The following is an 18641-nucleotide window of genomic DNA, read 5'->3' as shown; positions in this document are numbered from 1 at the left end:
GCTCGGGACATGTCGCGCCGCCATCAGGTCGCTTGCGTCGCACCACAACTCGCGGCGATACTGCGACAGGCCGCTCGAATCTCATCCGGAGGGGACATGAAGGTTAACATCGAAATCGACTGCACCCCCCTTGAGGCCCGCCAGTTCTTCGGATTGCCCGATGTGGCTCCGATGCAGACGGCGGTGATGGACAAGCTGCAGCAGCAGGTGCTGAGCAACATCGAGAAGGTTTCGCCGGAATCGCTGATCCAGAGCTGGTTCACCTTCGATCCGAAGCTCGCCGAGCGGTTTCAGGACATGTTCGTCGCGATGGCCGGCCTCGGCGGACCGCGCAGCGGCGACAAGAAGAAATAGTGTCGTCCGGGCCGGACGGGATGCCTGATTCAGGCCGGCTTCGTCCGCCGGCCCTCGGCCTGCTGCTTGCCGAGGCCCGCGGTCTGTTCGAATTCAATGCGAGCCTGCTGCTGTCACCGCTGCTGATGCGCGCGCCGAGGGGCGACGGCCATCCGGTGCTGGCGCTGCCGGGCTTCCTCGCCAGCGATCTCTCGATGGCACCGATGCGGCGCTATCTTAGCGAGCTCGGTTATGAGGCACATGCCTGGCGGATGGGCCGCAATCTCGGCGGGCTGGCACGGATGCGGGATGCGCTGCGCAGGCGCCTGGCCGAGATCCACGCCGCCACGGGGCGCAAGGTCAGCCTGGTCGGATGGAGCCTCGGCGGCGTCTATGCCCGCGATCTCGCGCTCCAGGCGCCGGACATGGTGCGTTATGTCGTTACGCTCGGCAGTCCTTTCGCCAACGATGTGCGGGCGACCAACGCCACGCGGCTCTACGAGGCACTGTCCGGCGAGCGCGTCGGGGACTTGGCCGAACTGCGCGAGGCGATCGCCGGGGACCTGCCGGTGCCGGCGACGTCGATCTATTCGCGCGCCGACGGTGTCGTGAACTGGCGAACCTGCCTGCTCCGTCCCTCCGACCGCGCCGAGAACATCGAAGTGCACCTGGCGAGCCATATCGGGCTCGGAGTGAACCCCGCGGCGCTATGGGCCGTGGCGGACCGCCTGGCGCAACCGGAGGGGGAGTTTTGGCCATTTGACCGGGCCGGGCCGTTTGCCATTGCATATGCCCCGCCGGAACAGGCAGTATCGGCCTGACGAGAAGCGCGACCAAGGCGCCCGTCGAAATTAGCGGAGGGAATTATGGCTGACGGTAAGAAGCTGTCGTCGCTGGACGCGTCGTTTCTCTATCTGGAAACGCCGGAAATGCCGATGCATGTCGGCAGCATGGCGATCTTCCGCCTGCCTGACGACTACAAGGGCGACTTCTTCGAAGACTTCAAGGCGATGATCGTCTCGCGCCTGCACATTGCGCCGATCCTGAAGGCGCGGCTGGAGAAGGCGCCGCTCGACATCGATCATCCCTCCTGGGTCGAGGACGACCAGTTCGACATCGATCGTCACATCTTCCGCGCCAGCCTGCCGCAGCCGCGCGACCGCGCCACGCTCGAGCGCATCGTCGGCTGGATGCACGCCAAGCTCTTGAACCGCGCCCGCCCGCTCTGGGAATTCTACGTGTTCGAAGGCATGAAGGACAACGAGGTCGGACTTTATTCGAAGATGCACCATGCCGCCATCGACGGCGGCGCCGGGGCGGCGCTGACCAACATGATCTACGATATCTCGCCGATCCCGCGGAAGGTCGATCCGCCGACGGCAGGAGCCAAGCCCGGGCAGGAGCCGCGCGACATCGCTGCGAACCTGCTCGATTCCTATCAGCAGCTCTTCAGCCAGCCGCTCGATGCATCGGCCGCCGCGAAGAACCTGCAACTGCCCCGCACCGGCAAGAGCGACATCGGCTCGATTCTGTTCGACAATGCGATGTACCAGATCGAGAGCGCGGTGCGCTTTGCCGGCAACATCCCGACCGTGCTCAAGAGCGTGTCCGACGTGCTCGGCAAGGTCGCCGATCCCAAGTCGCGCGAGAGCCTTGCCAGCATGGTGTCGCCGCCGACCTTGCTCAACAAGACGATTTCGTCGGAGCGCAGCTTCGCCGGTGTGTCGATCTCGTTGTCGCGGGCGAAGGCGCTGGCCAAGCAGGCCGGCGGCAAGCTCAACGACGTCGTGCTGGCGCTCGCCTCCGGCGTGGTCCGCCGCTATCTCCAGCAATACGGTACGCTGCCGGCGAAATCCTTGACTGCCGCCGTGCCGATCTCGCTACGCGAGGAGGGCAACACCGAGGCCAACAACCAAGTGTTCGGCATGATCTGCGCGATTGCGACCAACGTCGACGATCCCAAGGCGCGACTGGAAGCGATCATCGCGCAATCGACCAAATCCAAGGAGATGTCGCATCCGCTGCGCGCGCTCATGCCGCAGGTCTCCAACATCTCGATGCTGGGCGCGCCGATCATGGTGCAGATCCTGGCCTTGCTCTACAGCCGCTCGAACCTCTCGGACGTGCTGCCGCCGGCCGCCAACATCACGGTGTCCAACGTGCCAGGACCGCGGCAGACGCTTTATGCTGCTGGTGCCGAGCTATTGCACATCTTCCCGGTGTCGATCTCGACACACGGGCAGGCGCTCAACATCACCGTGCAGAGTTATCGCGACCAGCTCGATTTCGGCTTCATCGTCGGCGCCAACATCATCCCGCACGTGCAGGTGATGTGCGACATGCTGCCGGAGGAGTTTGCCGCACTGGAGGCGGCCTACGCGCCGCGGGCGACCGACGTCAAGGGCGCCGCGGAATAAGAAATTTATTCAGGACGTTCGCAATGATTGAAATGCCGCCGCTCAAGTTCGTGCAGACGAACGGAATCCGCATGGGCTATTACGAGGCGGGTCCGGTGACGGACACCCCGCCGGTCGTGCTGTGCCACGGCTGGCCCGAGCTCGCCTTCTCCTGGCGTCACCAGATCAAGGCGCTGAGCGAGGCCGGGATCCGCGTGATTGCGCCGGATCAGCGTGGCTATGGCGCGACCGACCGGCCCGAGCCGGTCGAGACCTACGACATCGAGCACCTGACCGGCGACCTCGTCGGACTCCTCGATCATCTTGCCATCGACAAGGCGATCTTCGTCGGTCACGACTGGGGCGGCTTCATCGTCTGGCAGATGCCGTTGCGGCATCTCGAGCGGGTTGCGGGGGTGGTCGGCATCAACACGCCTCATACCAACCGTGCCTGGGCTGACCCGATCGAGCTCCTGCGCGCGCGCTTCGGCGAGAAGATGTACATCGTGCAATTCCAGGATCCCGCGCGGGAGCCCGACAGGATTTTCGGCAGTCGCGTCGAACAGACTTTCGATGCGTTCATGCGCAAGCCGGCGCCACGCCCGCCCGATGCGCCGGCCGAGGAAGTGGTTGCCGGCGTCGGCGCTTCGCCGCGCGTCAATCTGGCGTTTCCGCAAATGATCGCCGCCTATGACGCGAAGCACGATCCGCGTACACCGATCCTGTCGCCGGAAGAGAAGCAGGTGTTCGTCGACAACTTCACCCGGACCGGCTTCACCGGCGGCATCAACTGGTACCGCAACATGTCGCGCAACTGGACGCGCGCCGAAGGGCTCGATCATACGGTGCGCGTGCCGTCGCTGATGATCATGGCAGAGAACGACGCGGTGCTGCCGCCATCTTCCGCCGATGGCATGGACAAGCTGATTCCCGATCTCGAAAAATATCTGGTCCGCGACAGCGGCCATTGGACGCAGCAGGAGAAGCCGGAAGAGGTCAGCGCCAAGCTGATCGAATGGCGTAGAAGGCGGTTTGGCTAGCCCGTCATTGCGACGAGCGAAGCGACGAAGCAATCCAGATATGTAACCGCTGGCACATTCTGGATTGCTTCGCTTCGCTCGCAATGACGGCGTTGAATACCGATCAGGGGGAAGCGCATTCAATGTCATCCAAGAACCGACTGGATCCGATTCCGCATCCACCGACCAAGCCGGTGGTCGGCAACATGCTGTCGCTGGACTCGGCCGCCCCCGTGCAGCACCTGACGCGGCTGGCCAAGGAGCTCGGTCCGATCTTCTGGCTCGACATGATGGGCTCGCCGATCGTCGTCGTCTCCGGCCACGATCTCGTCGACGAGCTCTCCGACGAGAAGCGGTTCGACAAGACGGTGCGCGGTGCGCTGCGGCGCGTGCGTGCGGTCGGCGGCGATGGCCTGTTCACGGCCGATACCAAAGAGCCGAACTGGAGCAAGGCGCACAACATCCTGCTGCAGCCGTTCGGCAACCGCGCCATGCAGTCGTACCACCCGAGCATGGTCGATATCGCCGAGCAGCTGGTCCACAAATGGGAGCGCCTCAACGCCGACGACGAGATCGACGTCGTCCACGACATGACCGCGCTGACGCTCGACACGATCGGCCTGTGCGGCTTCGAGTATCGCTTCAACTCGTTCTACCGGCGCGACTACCATCCCTTCGTCGAGTCGCTGGTGCGCTCGCTCGAAACCATCATGATGACGCGCGGCCTTCCGTTCGAGCAGATCTGGATGCAGAAGCGGCGCAAGACGCTCGCCGAAGACGTCGCCTTCATGAACAAGATGGTCGACGAGATCATCGCCGAGCGCCGCAAGAGTGCCGAGGGGATCGACGACAAGAAGGATATGCTGTCCGCGATGATGACGGGCGTCGACCGTTCGACCGGCGAGCAGCTCGACGACATCAACATCCGCTACCAGATCAACACCTTCCTGATCGCGGGTCACGAGACCACCAGCGGCCTGCTGTCCTACACGCTCTATGCGCTGCTCAAGCATCCGGACATTCTCAAGAAGGCCTATGACGAGGTCGACCGTGTCTTCGGTCCCGATGTCAATGCGAAGCCGACCTATCAGCAGGTGACGCAGCTCACCTACATCACGCAGATCCTCAAAGAGGCTCTGCGGCTGTGGCCACCGGCGCCGGCTTATGGCATCTCCCCGCTGAGCGACGAAACCATCGGCGGCGGTAAGTACAGGCTCAGGAAGGGCACCTTCACCACCATCCTGGTGACCGCGCTGCATCGCGATCCCTCAGTCTGGGGGCCGAACCCCGATGCCTTCGATCCCGAGAATTTCAGCCGCGAGGCGGAAGCCAAGCGGCCGCTCAATGCCTGGAAGCCGTTCGGCAACGGCCAGCGCGCCTGCATCGGGCGCGGCTTCGCCATGCACGAGGCTGCGCTCGCGCTCGGCATGATCCTCCAGCGCTTCAAGCTGATTGACCACCAGCGCTACCAGATGCACCTGAAGGAAACCCTGACGATGAAGCCGGAAGGCTTCAAGATCAAGGTGCGCCCGCGCGCCGACCGCGAGCGCGGTGCCTATGGTGGGCCCGTGGTGGCGACGGCTTCAGGGCCGAAGGCGCCGCGCCAACCGACGACACGGCCCGGCCACAACACGCCGATGCTGGTGCTCTACGGCTCCAATCTCGGTACCGCCGAGGAGCTCGCAACGCGCATGGCCGACCTCGCCGAGATCAACGGCTTTGCCGTGCACCTTGGCCCGCTTGACGATTACGTCGGCAACCTGCCGCAGGAGGGGGGCGTACTCATCATCTGCGCCTCCTACAACGGCGCGCCGCCTGACAATGCGACCCAGTTCGTCAAATGGCTGGGTGACGATCTGCCGAAGGATGCCTTTGCCAAAGTGCGCTACGCCGTGTTTGGCTGCGGCAACAGCGATTGGGCCGCGACCTATCAATCGGTGCCGCGCTTCATCGACGAGCAATTGTCGAAGCACGGTGCGCGCGCGGTTTATCCGCGCGGCGAGGGCGATGCACGCAGCGATCTCGACGGCCAGTTCCAGAAATGGTTCCCCGCGGCGGCGCAGGTCGCGACCAAGGAATTCGGCATCGACTGGAATTTTACCCGGACCGCGGAGGACGATCCGCTCTACGCGATCGAGCCTGTTGCGGTGACCGCCGTCAACACCATCGTGGCCCAGGGCGGTGCGGTCGCGATGAAGGTGCTGGTCAACGACGAACTCCAGAACAGGAGCGGGTCCAATCCGTCGGAGCGCTCGACGCGCCACATCGAGGTGCAACTGCCGGCCAACATCACTTATCGCGTCGGCGATCACCTAAGCGTCGTCCCGCGCAACGATCCGACGCTGGTGGATTCTGTTGCCCGCCGCTTCGGCTTCCTGCCGGCCGACCAGATCAGGCTTCAGGTCGCCGAAGGCCGCCGCGCGCAATTGCCGGTCGGCAATGCCGTATCGGTCGGACGCCTGCTCAGCGAGTTCGTCGAGTTGCAGCAAGTGGCGACCCGAAAGCAGATCCAGACCATGGCCGAGCACACCCGCTGCCCGGTCACCAAGCCGAAGCTTCTGGCCTTCGTCGGCGAGGAGCCTGAAACGCTCGAGCGTTACCGCACCGAGATTTTGGCGAGGCGCAAATCGGTGTTCGACATGCTGCTCGAGTACCTTGCCTGCGAACTGCCGTTCCATGTCTACCTGGAAATGCTCTCGTTGCTCGCGCCCCGCTATTACTCGATCTCGTCCTCGCCGTCGGTCGACCCGGTGCGTTGCAGCGTCACCGTCGGCGTGGTGGAGGGACCTGCCGCTTCCGGGCGGGGCACGTACAAGGGCATCTGCTCGAACTATCTCGCCAACCGTCGCGCGGGCGATGCCATCTATGCGACCGTGCGCGAGACCAAGGCCGGTTTCCGGCTTCCCGATGATCCAACCGCGCCCATCATCATGATCGGCCCGGGCACGGGACTTGCTCCGTTCCGCGGCTTCCTTCAGGAGCGCGCCGCGCGCAAGGCGAAGGGGGCCGCACTCGGCCCAGCCATGCTGTTCTTCGGCTGCCGCCATCCCGACCAGGATTTTCTCTACGCGGACGAGCTGAAGGCATTGGCGGCAAGTGGCGTCACCGAGCTCTTCACGGCGTTCTCGCGTGCGGACGGGCCGAAGACCTATGTGCAGCACGTGCTTGCCGCGCAGAAGGACAAGGTGTGGCCACTGATTGAGCAGGGCGCGATCGTCTATGTCTGCGGCGATGGCAGCAAGATGGAGCCCGATGTGAAGGCTGCGCTCGTCGCAATCCATCGCGAGAAGAGCGGCAGCGATGCCGCCACAGCTGCGCGCTGGATCGAGGAGATGGGCGCGAAGAACCGGTATGTGCTGGATGTCTGGGCGGGCGGGTAGGGCGAGATTGTAGGGTGGGTTAGCGAAGCGTAACCCACCAATTCTGTCCAAGCGGAAAGTAAAGAGGTGGGTTACGCCTTCGGCTAACCCACCCTACGAATTGCGATCGTGCTAAACGTCACGCATGATTCCCTGGGAAAAGATCGACACCGCCCAAATTCCCGGCTCCGATGGCGAACTCCGCCTGATGCGACGCGGCAAGGAGTTCTCCATCAAGCTTGGCAGCAACGAGCTGATGAACAGCCGCCTGTCGGGCTCGGAGGCCGCACTCGCGACGCTCGCGGCGAAGCAGATCGAGAAGGTCGCCAAACCCGTCGTGCTCATCGGCGGCCTGGGCATGGGTTTTACGCTGCGTGCGGCGCTCGCCGTGCTCGGAGATAAGGCGAACATCGTGGTCTCCGAGCTCGTGCCGGCGGTGGTCGCCTGGGCGCGAGGTCCGATGGCGGAGGTTTTTGGTGACAGCCTCGATGATGTCAGGGTGAACATCCGGGAGACCGACGTCGGCGAGATCATCCGGGCGAAGCGGTCCGCCTTCGACGCCATTCTGCTCGACGTCGACAACGGGCCGGAAGGGCTGACTCGGAAGGGCAACGATGCGCTTTATAATGCGAGCGGGCTCGCGGCGGCAAAGACGGCGCTGCGGCCGGGCGGCGTTCTCGCCGTCTGGTCTTCGGGACCCAACCCCGCATTCACGAAGCGCCTCGGCCGCGCCGGCTTCGACGTCAACGAAGTCAACGTCCGCGCCACCGGAAGGGGCGGCGGCGCGCGCCATGTGATCTGGATGGCAAGGAAGAGCTAGCAGTTTCTTTGTGCTGCGCCGAGCCCCGAATCCACGATGTCGGAATTGTAGGGTGGGCAAAGCGAAGCGTGCCCACCAATTCCACTGTCATTGCGGATGGATGGTGGGCACGGCGCGCGAAGAGCGCGCCTTTGCCCACCCTACGATCTGCATGTCAGAACATCGTGTTGTTGTTCGCCGGATTCTCGGGAATGTCCTGGACGACGTCCCAGTGTTCGACGATCTTGCCGTTTTCCAGCTTGAAGATATCCACGATCGCGCGCCCCCTGCTGCCGGGCTCGCGAACGGAGTGAACGTGCAGGATGACAAAGTCGCCATCCACGAAGCTGCGCTTGATCTCGCTGTGCGAGTTCGGAAATTTTTCGTGCAGGAAGCCGATGAATTTTCGGAATCCGTCCGGGCCGTCGGCGGCGTTTGGATTGTGCTGGACGTAGCGATCCCCGACATAGGCGAGTGCTGCATCGGCGTCCTTCTGATTGAGGCCCTTCTCGTAGAAGGCCAGCACGGTTGTGCGATTGGCTTCTTCTTGCGCGCTGGCGGCCATCGCGGCAGCGCTTGCGAGGGACAGCATGAGCGCTGAAGCGACGACCATTGCGGCCGACCGGACGATAAGATGCATGTGAGCTCCGAGAGGCCGCAGCCCCTGTCTTGCGATTGAGGAGGCCTGTATAGCTTTCGCGCCGGCTTGCGTTAAGAGCGTAACCGACAGCTCACATGGTCACCACGAGGAAACCGGACGGCTTTAGGCCGCCCGTGCCGTCGCTCCATGCGCGTGCTTGTCGATGGCGCCGATGATCTCCGGCCAGAACCGCATCGGCAGCGCGTGGCCCATGCCGTCGATCATCAACAGCTTTGCGCCCGGAATTGACTCTGCCGTGTCCTTGCCCCCCTCGGGACGGACCAGGGGATCGACCGTGCCGTGAATGACCAGCGTCGGAATCTTCACGCCATGCAGCCGTTCCTTGCGGCTGCCGGATGCAAGCACGGCGCGGAGCTGCCGGCCGACGCCGGCCGGATTGAGTCCGCGCGCGAACACCCGCTCGGCACGACCGGGGTCCAGCGCTTCCTCCTCGGGAAAATGTCCGGCGCGCAGCACCTTCCAGGTCTGGCCGAAGCGGATGATGAACTCCTCCTTGCTCTGCGGCGGCGGTGCCATCAGCATGGCCCCGGCCTCGCGTGTCGGCGGCGGTACCCGCGGGTTGCCCGTGGTCGACATGATGGAGGTCAGCGAGCGCACGCGCTCCGGAAACGATAGCGTCACCTCCTGCGCGATCATGCCGCCCATTGAGGCCCCGACCAGATGCGCCGACTTGATGCCGAGCGCATCCATCAGCCCGACCGTATCCTTGGCCATGTCGATCAGCTTGTAGGTGGCGGCCACGGGAATCCTGAGGAAGCGCAGCTTCAGCAGCTCGAGCGGGGTCAGCCGCTTGCCTCCCGTGAGATGGCTCGACTTGCCGATGTCGCGATTGTCAAAGCGGATCACGCGAAAGCCGCGCGCTGCGAGCTGCTCGCAGAACGCATCGTCCCAATGGATCATCTGCGCCCCGAGCCCCATGATCAGCAGCAGCGGCTCGGCATTGTCGTTGCCGAAGATCTCGTAGCAGATGTCGATGCCATTGGCGCGGACGGTCTGGGGCGGCTGATGAACGTTCACGGTCGCGATCCCTTGCTGCTGACCAATGCTGTATTGCACGGTTTCCCGCGGCAAAGAAGCCGTGTGTGCGGCACCGGGCCGCTTGCTGGTTGACCGGCCCCTCGCAACGGTGTGGTATGGCCAAAAAGAAGGGCATCGCAGCTCTCGATACCAGGAGGACGCCGATGACCGACAAGACCAATGACCCCGTCGCTATGTGGCAGAAGATGATGGGCGAGATGGAGAAGGGGTTCAACTCCTTCGCCAACCAAGCCATGTCGTCACCCGAGTTTTCCCAGGCGATGAACCGCGCAGGAGGAGTTGCTGCAGGTGCTCAGAAGCAACTGGGCGAGGTCATGGAGAAATACCTCGTCGCAATGAACCTGCCGAGCCGGGAGCAGGTGACGGGTCTCGCGGAACGCCTACAGTCCATTGAAGCCCAGCTCGCTGAGATGAAGTCGATGCTGAGCCAGATGGCGGCAAGTTCGGGCATCCCGCAAGGCTTCGACGGCACGCCACGGCCGCCACGGACGAAGCGTCCGCCCTCCGAAAGCGGAGGGCAGACATGAACGCTTCGACGGGACTTGATTTCGCATCCATCCCGGAGCGCATCCAGAACGAGGTGCAGCGTGCGATCCAGCGCAGCATCAAGGGCGTCGAATATTTCTCGACCTCCGGCCCCACGCTCGGCTCGACGCCAAAGGATGTGCTGCATTCGCGCGGCACGATGAGCCTCTATCACTACCGGCCGATGTCGGATGAGATTTACCGCGTGCCGGTGCTGATCGTGATGGCGACCACCAACCGCGGCTACATCCTCGACCTCGTGCCCGGCCAGAGCTTCATCGAGTTCCTGCTCAGGCGTGGCTATGACGTCTACATGCTCGACTGGAGCGCACCGCGGCCGGAGGAGAAGAGCCTGCGGATGGAGGACTACGTTCTCGACTTCATCCCGGATTGCGTCCGCCGCGTGCAAGCCGATTCCGGCGAGCAGGACGTCTCCGTTATCGGCTATTGCTTCGGCGGGGTGCTGTCGCTGCTCTACGGCTCGATCCACAAAGACGGGCCGATGAAGAATTTGATCTGCTTCACCACGCCGATCGACTTCCGCGAGATGAAGCTGTTCTCCAATTTTTCCGACCGCCGCTATTTCGACGTCGACCGTCTGGTCGACAGCGTCGGCAACGTGCCGCCGGAGATGATCCTATCCTCGTTCGAGATGCTGCGCCCGGCCTCGCGCACTGTGAGCCAGATCCAGCTCTGGGAGAACATCTGGAACGACGAGTTCGTGAAGTCTTACCGGATGTTCGACCGCTGGGCGACCGACACGCTGCCGTTGGCCGGCGAATATTTCCGCACCATCACCAAGGACCTGATGTGGGACAACAAGCTGTTCAACGACACCATGTCGGTCGGCGGCCGCGCCGCTAAACTCGAAGACATCAAGGTGCCGATCCTGCATGCGGTCGCCGAGCACGATCACATCGTGCCTTATGATGCCGCAAAGCACCTGATCACCAAGATCGGATCCGAGGACAAGGAAGAGGTGATGCTGAAAGGCGGGCATGTCTCGCTGGTCGCCGGCGCCAACGCGGTGAAGCGGCTGTGGCCGAAACTGGACTCCTGGCTGGGAAAGAGATCGACATGAGTGAGCAGCGTTCCTATCCGCGTCACGTCAAGACCGATGCTGGTGATATCGAGATACGCCTGATGTCGCCTGGAGATGAAGCTGCGGTGCTCGCCTTCGGGCAAGGCCTTCCGTCCCATGATCTGTTGTTCCTGCCGCGCAATATCAGCCAGCCGAAGGTGCTCTCCGCCTGGATCAAGGAGATCGAGCGCGGCGCGATCACGAGCCTGCTCGCGGTAAGGGACAGTCAGGTCGTCGGCTGCGGCACGCTGGTGCGCGATCCGCATTCCTGGTCGCCTCATGTCGGCGAAATTCGCATGGTGGTCTCGTCCGACGTCCGCGGGCAGGGGGTGGGCAAGGCGCTTTCACAGGAGACCTTTGCACTTGCGCTCGGTGCGGGCCTGGAAAAGCTGTCGGTGCAGATGACGGTCGATCAGCAGGCGGCGATTGCGCTGTTCGAAGGCCTCGGCTTCAAGGCCGAGGCGTTGCTGCGCGATCATGTCCGGGATATCGGCGGCAAGACCCATGACATCGTCGTGCTCGGGCACAACATCGCGCAGGTCCAGGCCCAGATGGAGGCCTATGGATTGCCAGGCGCTGTCCAGCATTAGGCGAAGATCGGGCCGATCCGGGTCTAATTGTCCCAGGCAGCCCTAAGAAGCGGCACACCGCCTTCCGTTAAGGCAGATCACGACTTTGTGATATCGCAGTGCAATACGAATATTGCATCGCACAATTAACTATGCCATATAAGCCGTGCCCCGGGCCATCGAGGACGGGGTGAGCCCATAGCTCAACCCAATGAGGATGGAGAGAACCCCAATGACCACCGAAACCAACACCGCTTTCGACGGCTTCAAGGACGCTTTCAAGAACATCCAGAATCTGGAAGTTCCCGAGGCCGCCCGCGAGTTCGTCAAGAAGACTGCCAACACTGCCAAGGACCGCGCTGCCGAGGCTTTCGCCGGCTCCGAGCGGGTGACCGCCGCCGTCGAGAACGCGGTGACCGAATCCGTTGCCGAGGCCGGCAAGATCAGCCGCAACATCCAGCAGGCGATCTACGAGGACGCCGAGGCGTTCTTCTCGGGCATCGACAAACTCGCGTCCGCCAAGTCGATCAGCGAGGCCGTCGAGATCCAGTCGAGCCTGCTCCGCGCCCGCGGCGAAGTGTTCGTCTCGCGTGCCAAGGCGACCGCCGACTATTTCGGCAAGCTCGCCGCCAACGGTGCGAAGTCCGCTCAGGACAACTTTGCCAAGGTCTACACCAAGACCGCCTGATCCGGCCTGAGAGAGAAACTGAATTTTGAGGCCCGCTTCGGCGGGCCTTTGTTTTTGCGCTACCGTCATTGCGAACAAAGCGAAGCAATCCCGAGTCTTTCCACGGAGCAGACTGGATTGCTTCGCTTCGCTTGCAATGACGAGTACTGTGATGCAGCCATGAACGCACCCGCCACCTTCTCCTTCGACTCACCCGGCGATGCAGAACGCGCGGCCGAGCTGAGGCGCGTGAAAGCGCTGGCGACGCTGGTGTTGGCCGCGACACTGGCACTGTTCGTGGTCGCAAAGTGGTTGTTGCCCGTGCACCCCGTGTTCGGCTTCATCGCCGCCTTCGCGGAAGCTGCGACCATCGGCGGGCTCGCCGACTGGTATGCCGTGGTCGCACTGTTCAAGCGGCCGCTAGGCCTGCCGATCCCGCATACCGCGATCATCCAGAGCAATCAGGCCCGCATCGCCGACAAGCTCGGCGAGTTCATTCAGGTGCACTTCCTCGAGGCAGGTCCCGTCGAGGCGAAGCTCAAGGAGATCGATTTCGGCTCTTTTGTTGCCGACTGGCTGCGCGACCGCAAGCGCAGCGATGATCTGGCGCGCTTCGCGCTGCGACTGTTGCCGGAGGCTTTTTCTGCGACGGAAAGCTCTGGCCTGATGACCTTCATCATCCGTCGCATGTCGTCGCAGCTCCAGGCCATCGACCTGGCACCGCTTGCGGCCGGCACGCTACGCGGCTTTGTGGCGGAGGGGCGACACCAGATCCTGTTCGACGATCTCCTGCGCGTGATGCACGAGACGCTGAATCAGAAAGAGACGATGGCGATGATCCGCGAGAAGGTGCGCGCGGAGTTGCCGACCCTGCTCAGGCTCTATCGCGCCGACAAATTTCTGGTGAACAAGATCGTGTCGTCCGCGACCGCTTTCTTCAATGAGGTGCGCAGCGATCCCAAGCATCCGTTCCGCGGCGAGTTCGATCGCATGGTGCTGACCTTCGTCGATCGGCTCGGCACCGACCAGGCCTATATCGACCGCATCGACGGACTGAAGCGCGATCTTCTGGCGCGGCCCGAGCTTGCCGACCTCGCCCGCACCGTCTGGGCCAACACGCGCTCTTTCATCGAGCGCAGCGCGAGCGGTGAGACGCAGGTGCTCCAGCATCATCTCGCCGGCATGTTCGTTGCTGCGGGCGAAGCGCTCGCTAGCGATGCCGAACTGCGCGGGGAGATCAACAAGGGTCTGGTGACCGTGCTGCGCAGCTTCGTCGCCGATCAGAAGGGGGGCGTCTCGACCTTCATCTCCGACCAGGTCAAGGCGTGGGATATGGCGCAGCTGATTTCGCTGATCGAAATCAACATCGGGCGCGACCTGCAATACATCCGCTTCAACGGTTCGCTGATCGGTGGCCTTGCCGGACTTACGCTCTACTCCGTGGAATTCCTGCTCCGATTGTTGTGACTTTTGCGTCACGGCCGTTAGCATTAACGCGCGGGCCTATTGTCGCCTCGCGTCTCTCCCGCTTGAATGTCGGGAACCGGCCGCCTAGCTGATTCATGTTGCGCTGCGGAACATTCAAGAAGCCGGAGTATTGGAATTCACGCCCGTTTGCCGGCATCGCAGCCGGTGGCCTTTCCAGGAATTCGTCCCAGGGGAAACATTGATGACCGCTACTGCCCAGACGCTGCGTCCGCCGTCCCGCACCCTGATGTTTCTGGAGGGGCGCGCAATCCACGAGTTCGGCGCATTCCTCGGCGCGCTGCCGCTGCTGAGCCTTGCGCCGCGCGGTGATGGGCATCCGGTGCTTGTGCTGCCGGGCCTGGTGGCCTCCGACGCGTCCACGCGCGCGCTGCGTGCATTTCTGACCAGCAAGGGTTATGCGGTGAGCGGCTGGCGTCAGGGGCGCAACTACGGCCTGCGCCCCGGCGTTCAGCACGCGATGGCCGATCTGGTCCAGGAGCTCAGCGACATGCATGGCCGCAAGATCAGCCTGGTCGGCTGGAGCCTCGGCGGCCTCTATGCGCGCCAGCTCGCCAAGATGATGCCCGAGCGCGTGCGTCAGGTGATCACGCTGGGCAGCCCCTTTGCGGGTGATCCAAAATCGACCAATGCCTGGCGCGTCTACGAATGGGCAAGTGGTCGCCGCGCCGACGAGGTCGATCCGCGCTTCGGCGGCGAACTCGCCGTCCCCCCGCCGGTGCCGACCACCGCCATCTTCAGCCGCACCGACGGCGTCTGCGCCTGGCAAGGCTGCATGGAGAAATCGGGCGCACAGACCGAGAGCATCGAGGTCGAAAGCAGCCATTGCGGCATGGGTCATCACCCCGCCGCCGTCTATGCGGTCGCCGACCGCCTCGCGCAGAAGGAAGGCCAGTGGCGGCCCTTCGATCGCAGCGGCTGGCTGAGCTTGGTGTATCCCGACCCGCATAGGTAGGTTCTTCGCCTCTCCCCACCTGCGGGGAGAGGCTGGAATTTGCGAGGAGCAAATTCCGGGTGAGGGGGACTCTCCGCGAGTCCCTCTACCAGTGATGCAGCCTCTCACCCCAGCCCCCTCCCCGTAAGAACGGGGAGGGGGAGAGTAGCCGCCTCGCTCCCCTCCATTGTCGCGCCCGCACCAAACGCGCTATGGCTCGTGCATGGCGCACCCATTGTCCCGCATCATCGATCAGCTCAAACGCGAGCCGTCGCGCACCGGCTCGATCGTCATCACCGTGTTCGGGGACGCTATCGTGCCGCGCGGCGGTGTGGTGTGGCTCGGGACGCTACTGGAGTTCTTCGAAAGCCTCGACATCGACAGCGGCGTGGTGCGCACCGCGATGTCGCGCCTCGCGGCGGACGGCTGGTTGACGCGCGAAAAGGTCGGCCGCAACAGTTTCTATCGGCTGGCCGAAAAAGGACGCCAGACCTTCGAGGCCGCGACCCGCCACATCTATGACCCGCCGCCATCGGACTGGACCGGGCGCTTCGAGCTGTTGTTGATCGGCAATGGCGAGGACCGCGACGCCTCGCGCGAGGCGCTTCGCAATGCCGGCTTCGGCAGTCCGCTGCCCGGCGTTTGGGTCGCGCCGTCAGGCGTGCCCGTGCCGGACGAAGCGGTGGGTGCAATTCGTCTCGAAGTCTCGGCGGAGGATGACAGCGGTCGCCGCCTGCTGAGCGCGAGCTGGCCGCTGGAGCGCACCGCGGATGCCTATCTGAAATTCATGAAGACGTTCGAGCCGCTCCGCGCCGCACTCGCGCGCGGCACGGAGCTGTCTGAGGCCGAGGCGTTCACCGCACGCATCCTGCTGATCCACCACTACCGCCGCGTCGTGCTGCGCGATCCGCTGCTGCCGGAAAGCCTGCTGCCCGCGGACTGGCCGGGCAGGGCAGCGCGAGCGCTTTGCGGCGAGATCTATCGCGCGCTGCTTGTCCCGTCCGAACAATGGCTTGACGGCCATGGAACCAACGAAAAAGGGGCATTGCCGCCGGCGCGAAAGCACCTGGAACGGAGGTTCGACGCTTGAGTTATATGTTACAGAAATATCTTGCATGATCTAAATTTTGTTATATGTTATCTCCCAACAAATCGGGAGGATGCGCATGTACACCCAGGCGCTGAATACGGCCGAGACCGACGATCGTGGTCTTGAGGACGCGGCCAAGGCCGTGCAGTTTCAGGCCCGCATCGATGCCGAGGAGCGCATCGAGCCGAACGACTGGATGCCGGCGGCCTATCGCAAGACGCTCACCCGCCAGATCTCCCAGCACGCCCATTCCGAAATCGTCGGCATGCTGCCTGAAGGCAACTGGATCACGCGCGCGCCGACGCTGCGCCGCAAGGCGGCGCTGCTTGCCAAGGTGCAGGACGAGTGCGGCCATGGGCTCTATCTCTACGCCGCCGCCGAGACGCTTGGTACCTCGCGCGAAGAGCTGGTCGACGCCATGCTCGCGGGGAAAGCCAAATATTCCTCGATCTTCAATTACCCGACGCTGACCTGGGCCGACATCGGCACCATTGGATGGCTGGTCGACGGCGCCGCCATCATGAACCAGATCCCCCTGTGCCGTTGCTCCTACGGTCCCTATGCGCGGGCGATGATCCGCGTCTGCAAGGAGGAGTCGTTCCACCAGCGGCAGGGCTACGAGATCATGCTGACGCTGTGCCGTGGCTCCGACGAGCAGAAGGCGATGGCGCAGGACGCGCTGAACCGCTGGTGGTGGCCGGTGCTGATGATGTTCGGCCCGCCCGATGCCACCAGCCAGCACAGCGACACCTCGACGAAATGGAAGATCAAGCGCTTCTCCAATGACGAGCTGCGCCAGAAGTTCGTCGATGCCACCGTGCCGCAGGCGCAATATCTCGGCCTCACCATTCCCGATCCCGGCATGACGCAGGATGCCGACGGGCACTGGCGCTACAGCGAGATCGACTGGACCGAGTTCAAGCAGGTGCTCGCCGGCAACGGCCCCTGCAATCGCGATCGTATAGCCGCGCGCCGCAAGGCGCACGAGGAGGGCGCCTGGGTGCGTGAGGCAGCCGCAGCCTATGCTGCAAAGCGCGCGCAGCGTCAGACCGCACAAGCCGCAGAATAGGGAGATCGCGATGGCCACGCCGAACACGCCGCTGTGGGAAGTCTTCATTCGCAGCCGCAACGGGCTCGCGCACAAGCACGTCGGCTCGCTGCATGCGAGCGACGCCACCATGGCCCTGCAGGCCGCCCGCGACATCTACACCCGCCGCGGCGAGGGTCTGTCGATCTGGGTGGTGCCGTCGACCGCGATCACTGCAAGCGATCCCGCCGAGAAGGGCATGATGTTCGAGCCGGCGGAGTCGAAGATCTACCGGCACCCGACATTCTACGAGGTACCCGAGGAAGTGGGGCACATGTGATGGCCGTCGCCAACATTCAGGTCTCCGAAACGCCGCTGGTGCTCTACACGCTGCGCCGCGCCGACGATGCGCTGATCCTCGGTCACAGGCTGTCGGAATGGTGCGGGCATGCGCCGATGCTGGAAGAGGACATGGCGCTGTCCAACATCGCGCTCGATCTCATCGGCCAAGCGCGCGAGCTCTATGGCTACGCCGCCAAGGTCGAAGGCACCGACAACGACGAGGACAAACTCGCCTATTTGCGCGATGTCAGGCAGTACCGCAATTTGCTGCTGGTCGAGCAGCCGAATGGCGACTTTGCCCAGACCCTGGTGCGGCAGTTCTTCTATTCCGCCTTCGCCGACCTTTATTGGCGCGCGATGATGACCTCGCGCGATACGACGCTTGCCGCCATCGCGGCCAAGTCGGAGAAGGAGAGCGCCTATCACCTGCGCCACGCCTCGGAATGGATCATCCGGCTGGGGGACGGCACGGCCGAAAGCCACGCGCGGGCGCAGGCCGCGATCGATCATCTCTGGGCTTTTACCGGCGAGATGTTTGTCGTCGACGATAGCGAGCGCGCCCTGATTCATGCCGATATCGCCGTCGATCCCGGGAGCTTGCGCGGTCGTTGGCTGACGACGCTGTCCGATGTCGTCAGCGAGGCGACACTTGAACTGCCGCAGAACGACTGGATGCAACAAGGCGGTCGTTCCGGCAGGCACAGCGAGCATCTTGGCCATCTCCTGTCGGAGCTGCAATCGATGCAGCGCACCTTCCCGGGGCTGACATGGTGACGGTGCTGGAGTCCGATAGCAATCTGCGCCAGCGGGCCTGGGACGCTGCGGCCGGCGTGGTCGACCCCGAGATCCCGGTGCTGACCATCGCCGATCTCGGCGTGCTCCGCGACGTCGTGCTGGACGGCGATCAGGTCGAGGTCGAGATCACGCCGACCTATTCGGGCTGCCCGGCCATGAACATGATCGCCCTCGAAATCGAGCTCGCGTTGGAACGCGCCGGATTCCATCATCCCAAGGTGCGCACGGTACTGTCGCCGGCCTGGACCACAGACTGGATGAGCGAGGAGGGCCGCCGCAAGCTACGCGTCTACGGCATCGCGCCGCCGCAGGCGTCAAGCTCCCGCCGCGCGCTGTTCGGCGAGCAGGCCATCGCGTGCCCGCAATGCGGCTCTGACAAGACCGAGCTGCTGTCTGAATTCGGCTCGACCTCCTGCAAGGCGCTCTGGCGCTGCAAGTCCTGCCGCGAACCCTTTGATTATTTCAAGTGTCTTTGAGGGCACAATGCCAACCTCACCGTCATTGCGAGCGCAGCGAAGCAA

General features: G+C 63.7%; 19 protein-coding genes. 17 read left to right on the top strand and 2 right to left on the bottom strand.

Annotation, left to right across the window (positions count from 1 at the left end; genetic code table 11):
- Nucleotides 1–96: 96 nt before the first annotated feature.
- The 6 genes from NLM27_RS20685 (at nucleotide 97) to NLM27_RS20660 (ending at nucleotide 7927) form a co-directional block, all read left to right on the top strand.
- On the top strand, nucleotides 97–354 hold the full coding sequence (locus NLM27_RS20685; RefSeq protein ID WP_254145067.1) for a DUF6489 family protein: 258 nt from the start codon (nucleotides 97–99) through the stop codon (nucleotides 352–354).
- Entirely contained in the window at nucleotides 354–1154 is an 801-nt protein-coding gene (locus tag NLM27_RS20680) for a triacylglycerol lipase (RefSeq protein WP_254145066.1), read from the top strand. Before NLM27_RS20685 ends, NLM27_RS20680 begins: the two co-directional genes overlap by 1 nt.
- A gap of 45 nt (nucleotides 1155–1199) precedes the next feature.
- Nucleotides 1200–2750, top strand: a complete 1551-nt coding sequence (locus NLM27_RS20675) for a wax ester/triacylglycerol synthase family O-acyltransferase (RefSeq protein ID WP_254145065.1) — start codon at nucleotides 1200–1202, stop codon at nucleotides 2748–2750.
- Between the two features lie 23 nt (nucleotides 2751–2773).
- Nucleotides 2774–3769 carry an alpha/beta fold hydrolase gene (locus NLM27_RS20670; protein ID WP_254145064.1) on the top strand — a complete coding sequence of 332 codons (996 nt, stop codon included), beginning with the start codon at nucleotides 2774–2776 and terminating at the stop codon, nucleotides 3767–3769.
- Between the two features lie 122 nt (nucleotides 3770–3891).
- Entirely contained in the window at nucleotides 3892–7128 is a 3237-nt protein-coding gene (locus tag NLM27_RS20665) for a bifunctional cytochrome P450/NADPH--P450 reductase (protein ID WP_254145063.1), read from the top strand.
- A gap of 124 nt (nucleotides 7129–7252) precedes the next feature.
- Nucleotides 7253–7927, top strand: coding sequence for a spermidine synthase (locus tag NLM27_RS20660; protein WP_254145062.1), 675 nt, complete (start codon nucleotides 7253–7255; stop codon nucleotides 7925–7927).
- A 154-nt stretch (nucleotides 7928–8081) separates the two neighbouring features.
- On the opposite strand, the gene NLM27_RS20655 is transcribed toward NLM27_RS20660, so the two are convergent.
- Together NLM27_RS20655 and NLM27_RS20650 are read right to left on the bottom strand one after the other, a co-directional pair.
- Complete coding sequence (locus NLM27_RS20655; RefSeq protein WP_254145061.1) at nucleotides 8082–8546, bottom strand: nuclear transport factor 2 family protein; 465 nt, start codon at nucleotides 8544–8546, stop codon at nucleotides 8082–8084.
- 123 nt (nucleotides 8547–8669) lie between these two features.
- Nucleotides 8670–9584 carry an alpha/beta fold hydrolase gene (locus NLM27_RS20650; protein ID WP_254145060.1) on the bottom strand — a complete coding sequence of 305 codons (915 nt, stop codon included), beginning with the start codon at nucleotides 9582–9584 and terminating at the stop codon, nucleotides 8670–8672.
- 164 nt (nucleotides 9585–9748) lie between these two features.
- Here NLM27_RS20650 and NLM27_RS20645 point away from each other — a divergent pair, with 164 nt between their 5' ends.
- From NLM27_RS20645 to paaD, 11 genes are all read left to right on the top strand, one after another.
- Entirely contained in the window at nucleotides 9749–10132 is a 384-nt protein-coding gene (locus tag NLM27_RS20645; RefSeq protein ID WP_254145059.1) for a hypothetical protein, read from the top strand.
- Nucleotides 10129–11211 carry an alpha/beta hydrolase gene (locus NLM27_RS20640; protein ID WP_254145058.1) on the top strand — a complete coding sequence of 361 codons (1083 nt, stop codon included), beginning with the start codon at nucleotides 10129–10131 and terminating at the stop codon, nucleotides 11209–11211. Before NLM27_RS20645 ends, NLM27_RS20640 begins: the two co-directional genes overlap by 4 nt.
- Nucleotides 11208–11801 (top strand): GNAT family N-acetyltransferase, encoded by a 594-nt coding sequence (locus NLM27_RS20635; RefSeq protein WP_254145057.1) that lies wholly within the window; start codon nucleotides 11208–11210, stop codon nucleotides 11799–11801. The genes NLM27_RS20640 and NLM27_RS20635 overlap by 4 nt, the downstream gene beginning before the upstream one ends.
- 211 nt (nucleotides 11802–12012) lie before the next feature.
- Nucleotides 12013–12468 (top strand): phasin, encoded by a 456-nt coding sequence (locus NLM27_RS20630; protein WP_254145056.1) that lies wholly within the window; start codon nucleotides 12013–12015, stop codon nucleotides 12466–12468.
- A 159-nt stretch (nucleotides 12469–12627) separates the two neighbouring features.
- Entirely contained in the window at nucleotides 12628–13914 is a 1287-nt protein-coding gene (locus NLM27_RS20625; RefSeq protein ID WP_254145055.1) for a DUF445 domain-containing protein, read from the top strand.
- 202 nt (nucleotides 13915–14116) lie between these two features.
- Nucleotides 14117–14887 (top strand): triacylglycerol lipase, encoded by a 771-nt coding sequence (locus NLM27_RS20620; RefSeq protein ID WP_254145054.1) that lies wholly within the window; start codon nucleotides 14117–14119, stop codon nucleotides 14885–14887.
- Between the two features lie 202 nt (nucleotides 14888–15089).
- The gene (paaX, locus tag NLM27_RS20615; RefSeq protein WP_254145053.1) at nucleotides 15090–15956 is read left to right on the top strand and encodes a phenylacetic acid degradation operon negative regulatory protein PaaX; all 867 of its coding nucleotides are present in this window, start codon (nucleotides 15090–15092) and stop codon (nucleotides 15954–15956) included.
- A 76-nt stretch (nucleotides 15957–16032) separates the two neighbouring features.
- Nucleotides 16033–17025 (top strand): 1,2-phenylacetyl-CoA epoxidase subunit PaaA, encoded by a 993-nt coding sequence (paaA, locus tag NLM27_RS20610; protein ID WP_254145052.1) that lies wholly within the window; start codon nucleotides 16033–16035, stop codon nucleotides 17023–17025.
- Nucleotides 17026–17035: 10 nt separating this feature from the next.
- The gene (paaB, locus tag NLM27_RS20605) at nucleotides 17036–17323 is read left to right on the top strand and encodes a 1,2-phenylacetyl-CoA epoxidase subunit PaaB (RefSeq protein WP_008136594.1); all 288 of its coding nucleotides are present in this window, start codon (nucleotides 17036–17038) and stop codon (nucleotides 17321–17323) included.
- Nucleotides 17323–18099: a 1,2-phenylacetyl-CoA epoxidase subunit PaaC gene (paaC, locus tag NLM27_RS20600; RefSeq protein WP_254145051.1), complete on the top strand. Its 777-nt coding sequence runs from the start codon at nucleotides 17323–17325 to the stop codon at nucleotides 18097–18099. The genes paaB and paaC overlap by 1 nt, the downstream gene beginning before the upstream one ends.
- The gene (paaD, locus tag NLM27_RS20595) at nucleotides 18093–18596 is read left to right on the top strand and encodes a 1,2-phenylacetyl-CoA epoxidase subunit PaaD (RefSeq protein ID WP_254145050.1); all 504 of its coding nucleotides are present in this window, start codon (nucleotides 18093–18095) and stop codon (nucleotides 18594–18596) included. Before paaC ends, paaD begins: the two co-directional genes overlap by 7 nt.
- Nucleotides 18597–18641: the final 45 nt, after the last annotated feature.

Origin of the sequence: Bradyrhizobium sp. CCGB12 (assembly GCF_024199845.1) — a bacterium.
Lineage (GTDB): Bacteria > Pseudomonadota > Alphaproteobacteria > Rhizobiales > Xanthobacteraceae > Bradyrhizobium.
Note: the sequence above shows the minus strand (reverse complement) of the source record. Positions and strands in the feature narration are given on the sequence as shown.

Excerpts from the sequence above, each read along its gene's own strand:
- paaC (WP_254145051.1), top strand. The coding sequence starts at position 17,323 with ATGGCCGTCGCCAACATTCAGGTCTCCGAAACGCCGCTGGTGCTCTAC.
- NLM27_RS20660 (WP_254145062.1), top strand. The coding sequence starts at position 7,253 with ATGATTCCCTGGGAAAAGATCGACACCGCCCAAATTCCCGGCTCCGAT.
- paaB (WP_008136594.1), top strand. The coding sequence starts at position 17,036 with ATGGCCACGCCGAACACGCCGCTGTGGGAAGTCTTCATTCGCAGCCGC.
- NLM27_RS20630 (WP_254145056.1), top strand. The coding sequence starts at position 12,013 with ATGACCACCGAAACCAACACCGCTTTCGACGGCTTCAAGGACGCTTTC.
- NLM27_RS20640 (WP_254145058.1), top strand. The coding sequence starts at position 10,129 with ATGAACGCTTCGACGGGACTTGATTTCGCATCCATCCCGGAGCGCATC.
- NLM27_RS20665 (WP_254145063.1), top strand. The coding sequence starts at position 3,892 with ATGTCATCCAAGAACCGACTGGATCCGATTCCGCATCCACCGACCAAG.
- paaA (WP_254145052.1), top strand. The coding sequence starts at position 16,033 with ATGTACACCCAGGCGCTGAATACGGCCGAGACCGACGATCGTGGTCTT.
- paaD (WP_254145050.1), top strand. The coding sequence starts at position 18,093 with ATGGTGACGGTGCTGGAGTCCGATAGCAATCTGCGCCAGCGGGCCTGG.
- paaX (WP_254145053.1), top strand. The coding sequence starts at position 15,090 with ATGGCGCACCCATTGTCCCGCATCATCGATCAGCTCAAACGCGAGCCG.
- NLM27_RS20655 (WP_254145061.1), bottom strand. The coding sequence starts at position 8,546 with ATGCATCTTATCGTCCGGTCGGCCGCAATGGTCGTCGCTTCAGCGCTC.
- NLM27_RS20620 (WP_254145054.1), top strand. The coding sequence starts at position 14,117 with ATGACCGCTACTGCCCAGACGCTGCGTCCGCCGTCCCGCACCCTGATG.
- NLM27_RS20675 (WP_254145065.1), top strand. The coding sequence starts at position 1,200 with ATGGCTGACGGTAAGAAGCTGTCGTCGCTGGACGCGTCGTTTCTCTAT.
- NLM27_RS20670 (WP_254145064.1), top strand. The coding sequence starts at position 2,774 with ATGATTGAAATGCCGCCGCTCAAGTTCGTGCAGACGAACGGAATCCGC.
- NLM27_RS20645 (WP_254145059.1), top strand. The coding sequence starts at position 9,749 with ATGACCGACAAGACCAATGACCCCGTCGCTATGTGGCAGAAGATGATG.
- NLM27_RS20625 (WP_254145055.1), top strand. The coding sequence starts at position 12,628 with ATGAACGCACCCGCCACCTTCTCCTTCGACTCACCCGGCGATGCAGAA.
- NLM27_RS20635 (WP_254145057.1), top strand. The coding sequence starts at position 11,208 with ATGAGTGAGCAGCGTTCCTATCCGCGTCACGTCAAGACCGATGCTGGT.
- NLM27_RS20685 (WP_254145067.1), top strand. The coding sequence starts at position 97 with ATGAAGGTTAACATCGAAATCGACTGCACCCCCCTTGAGGCCCGCCAG.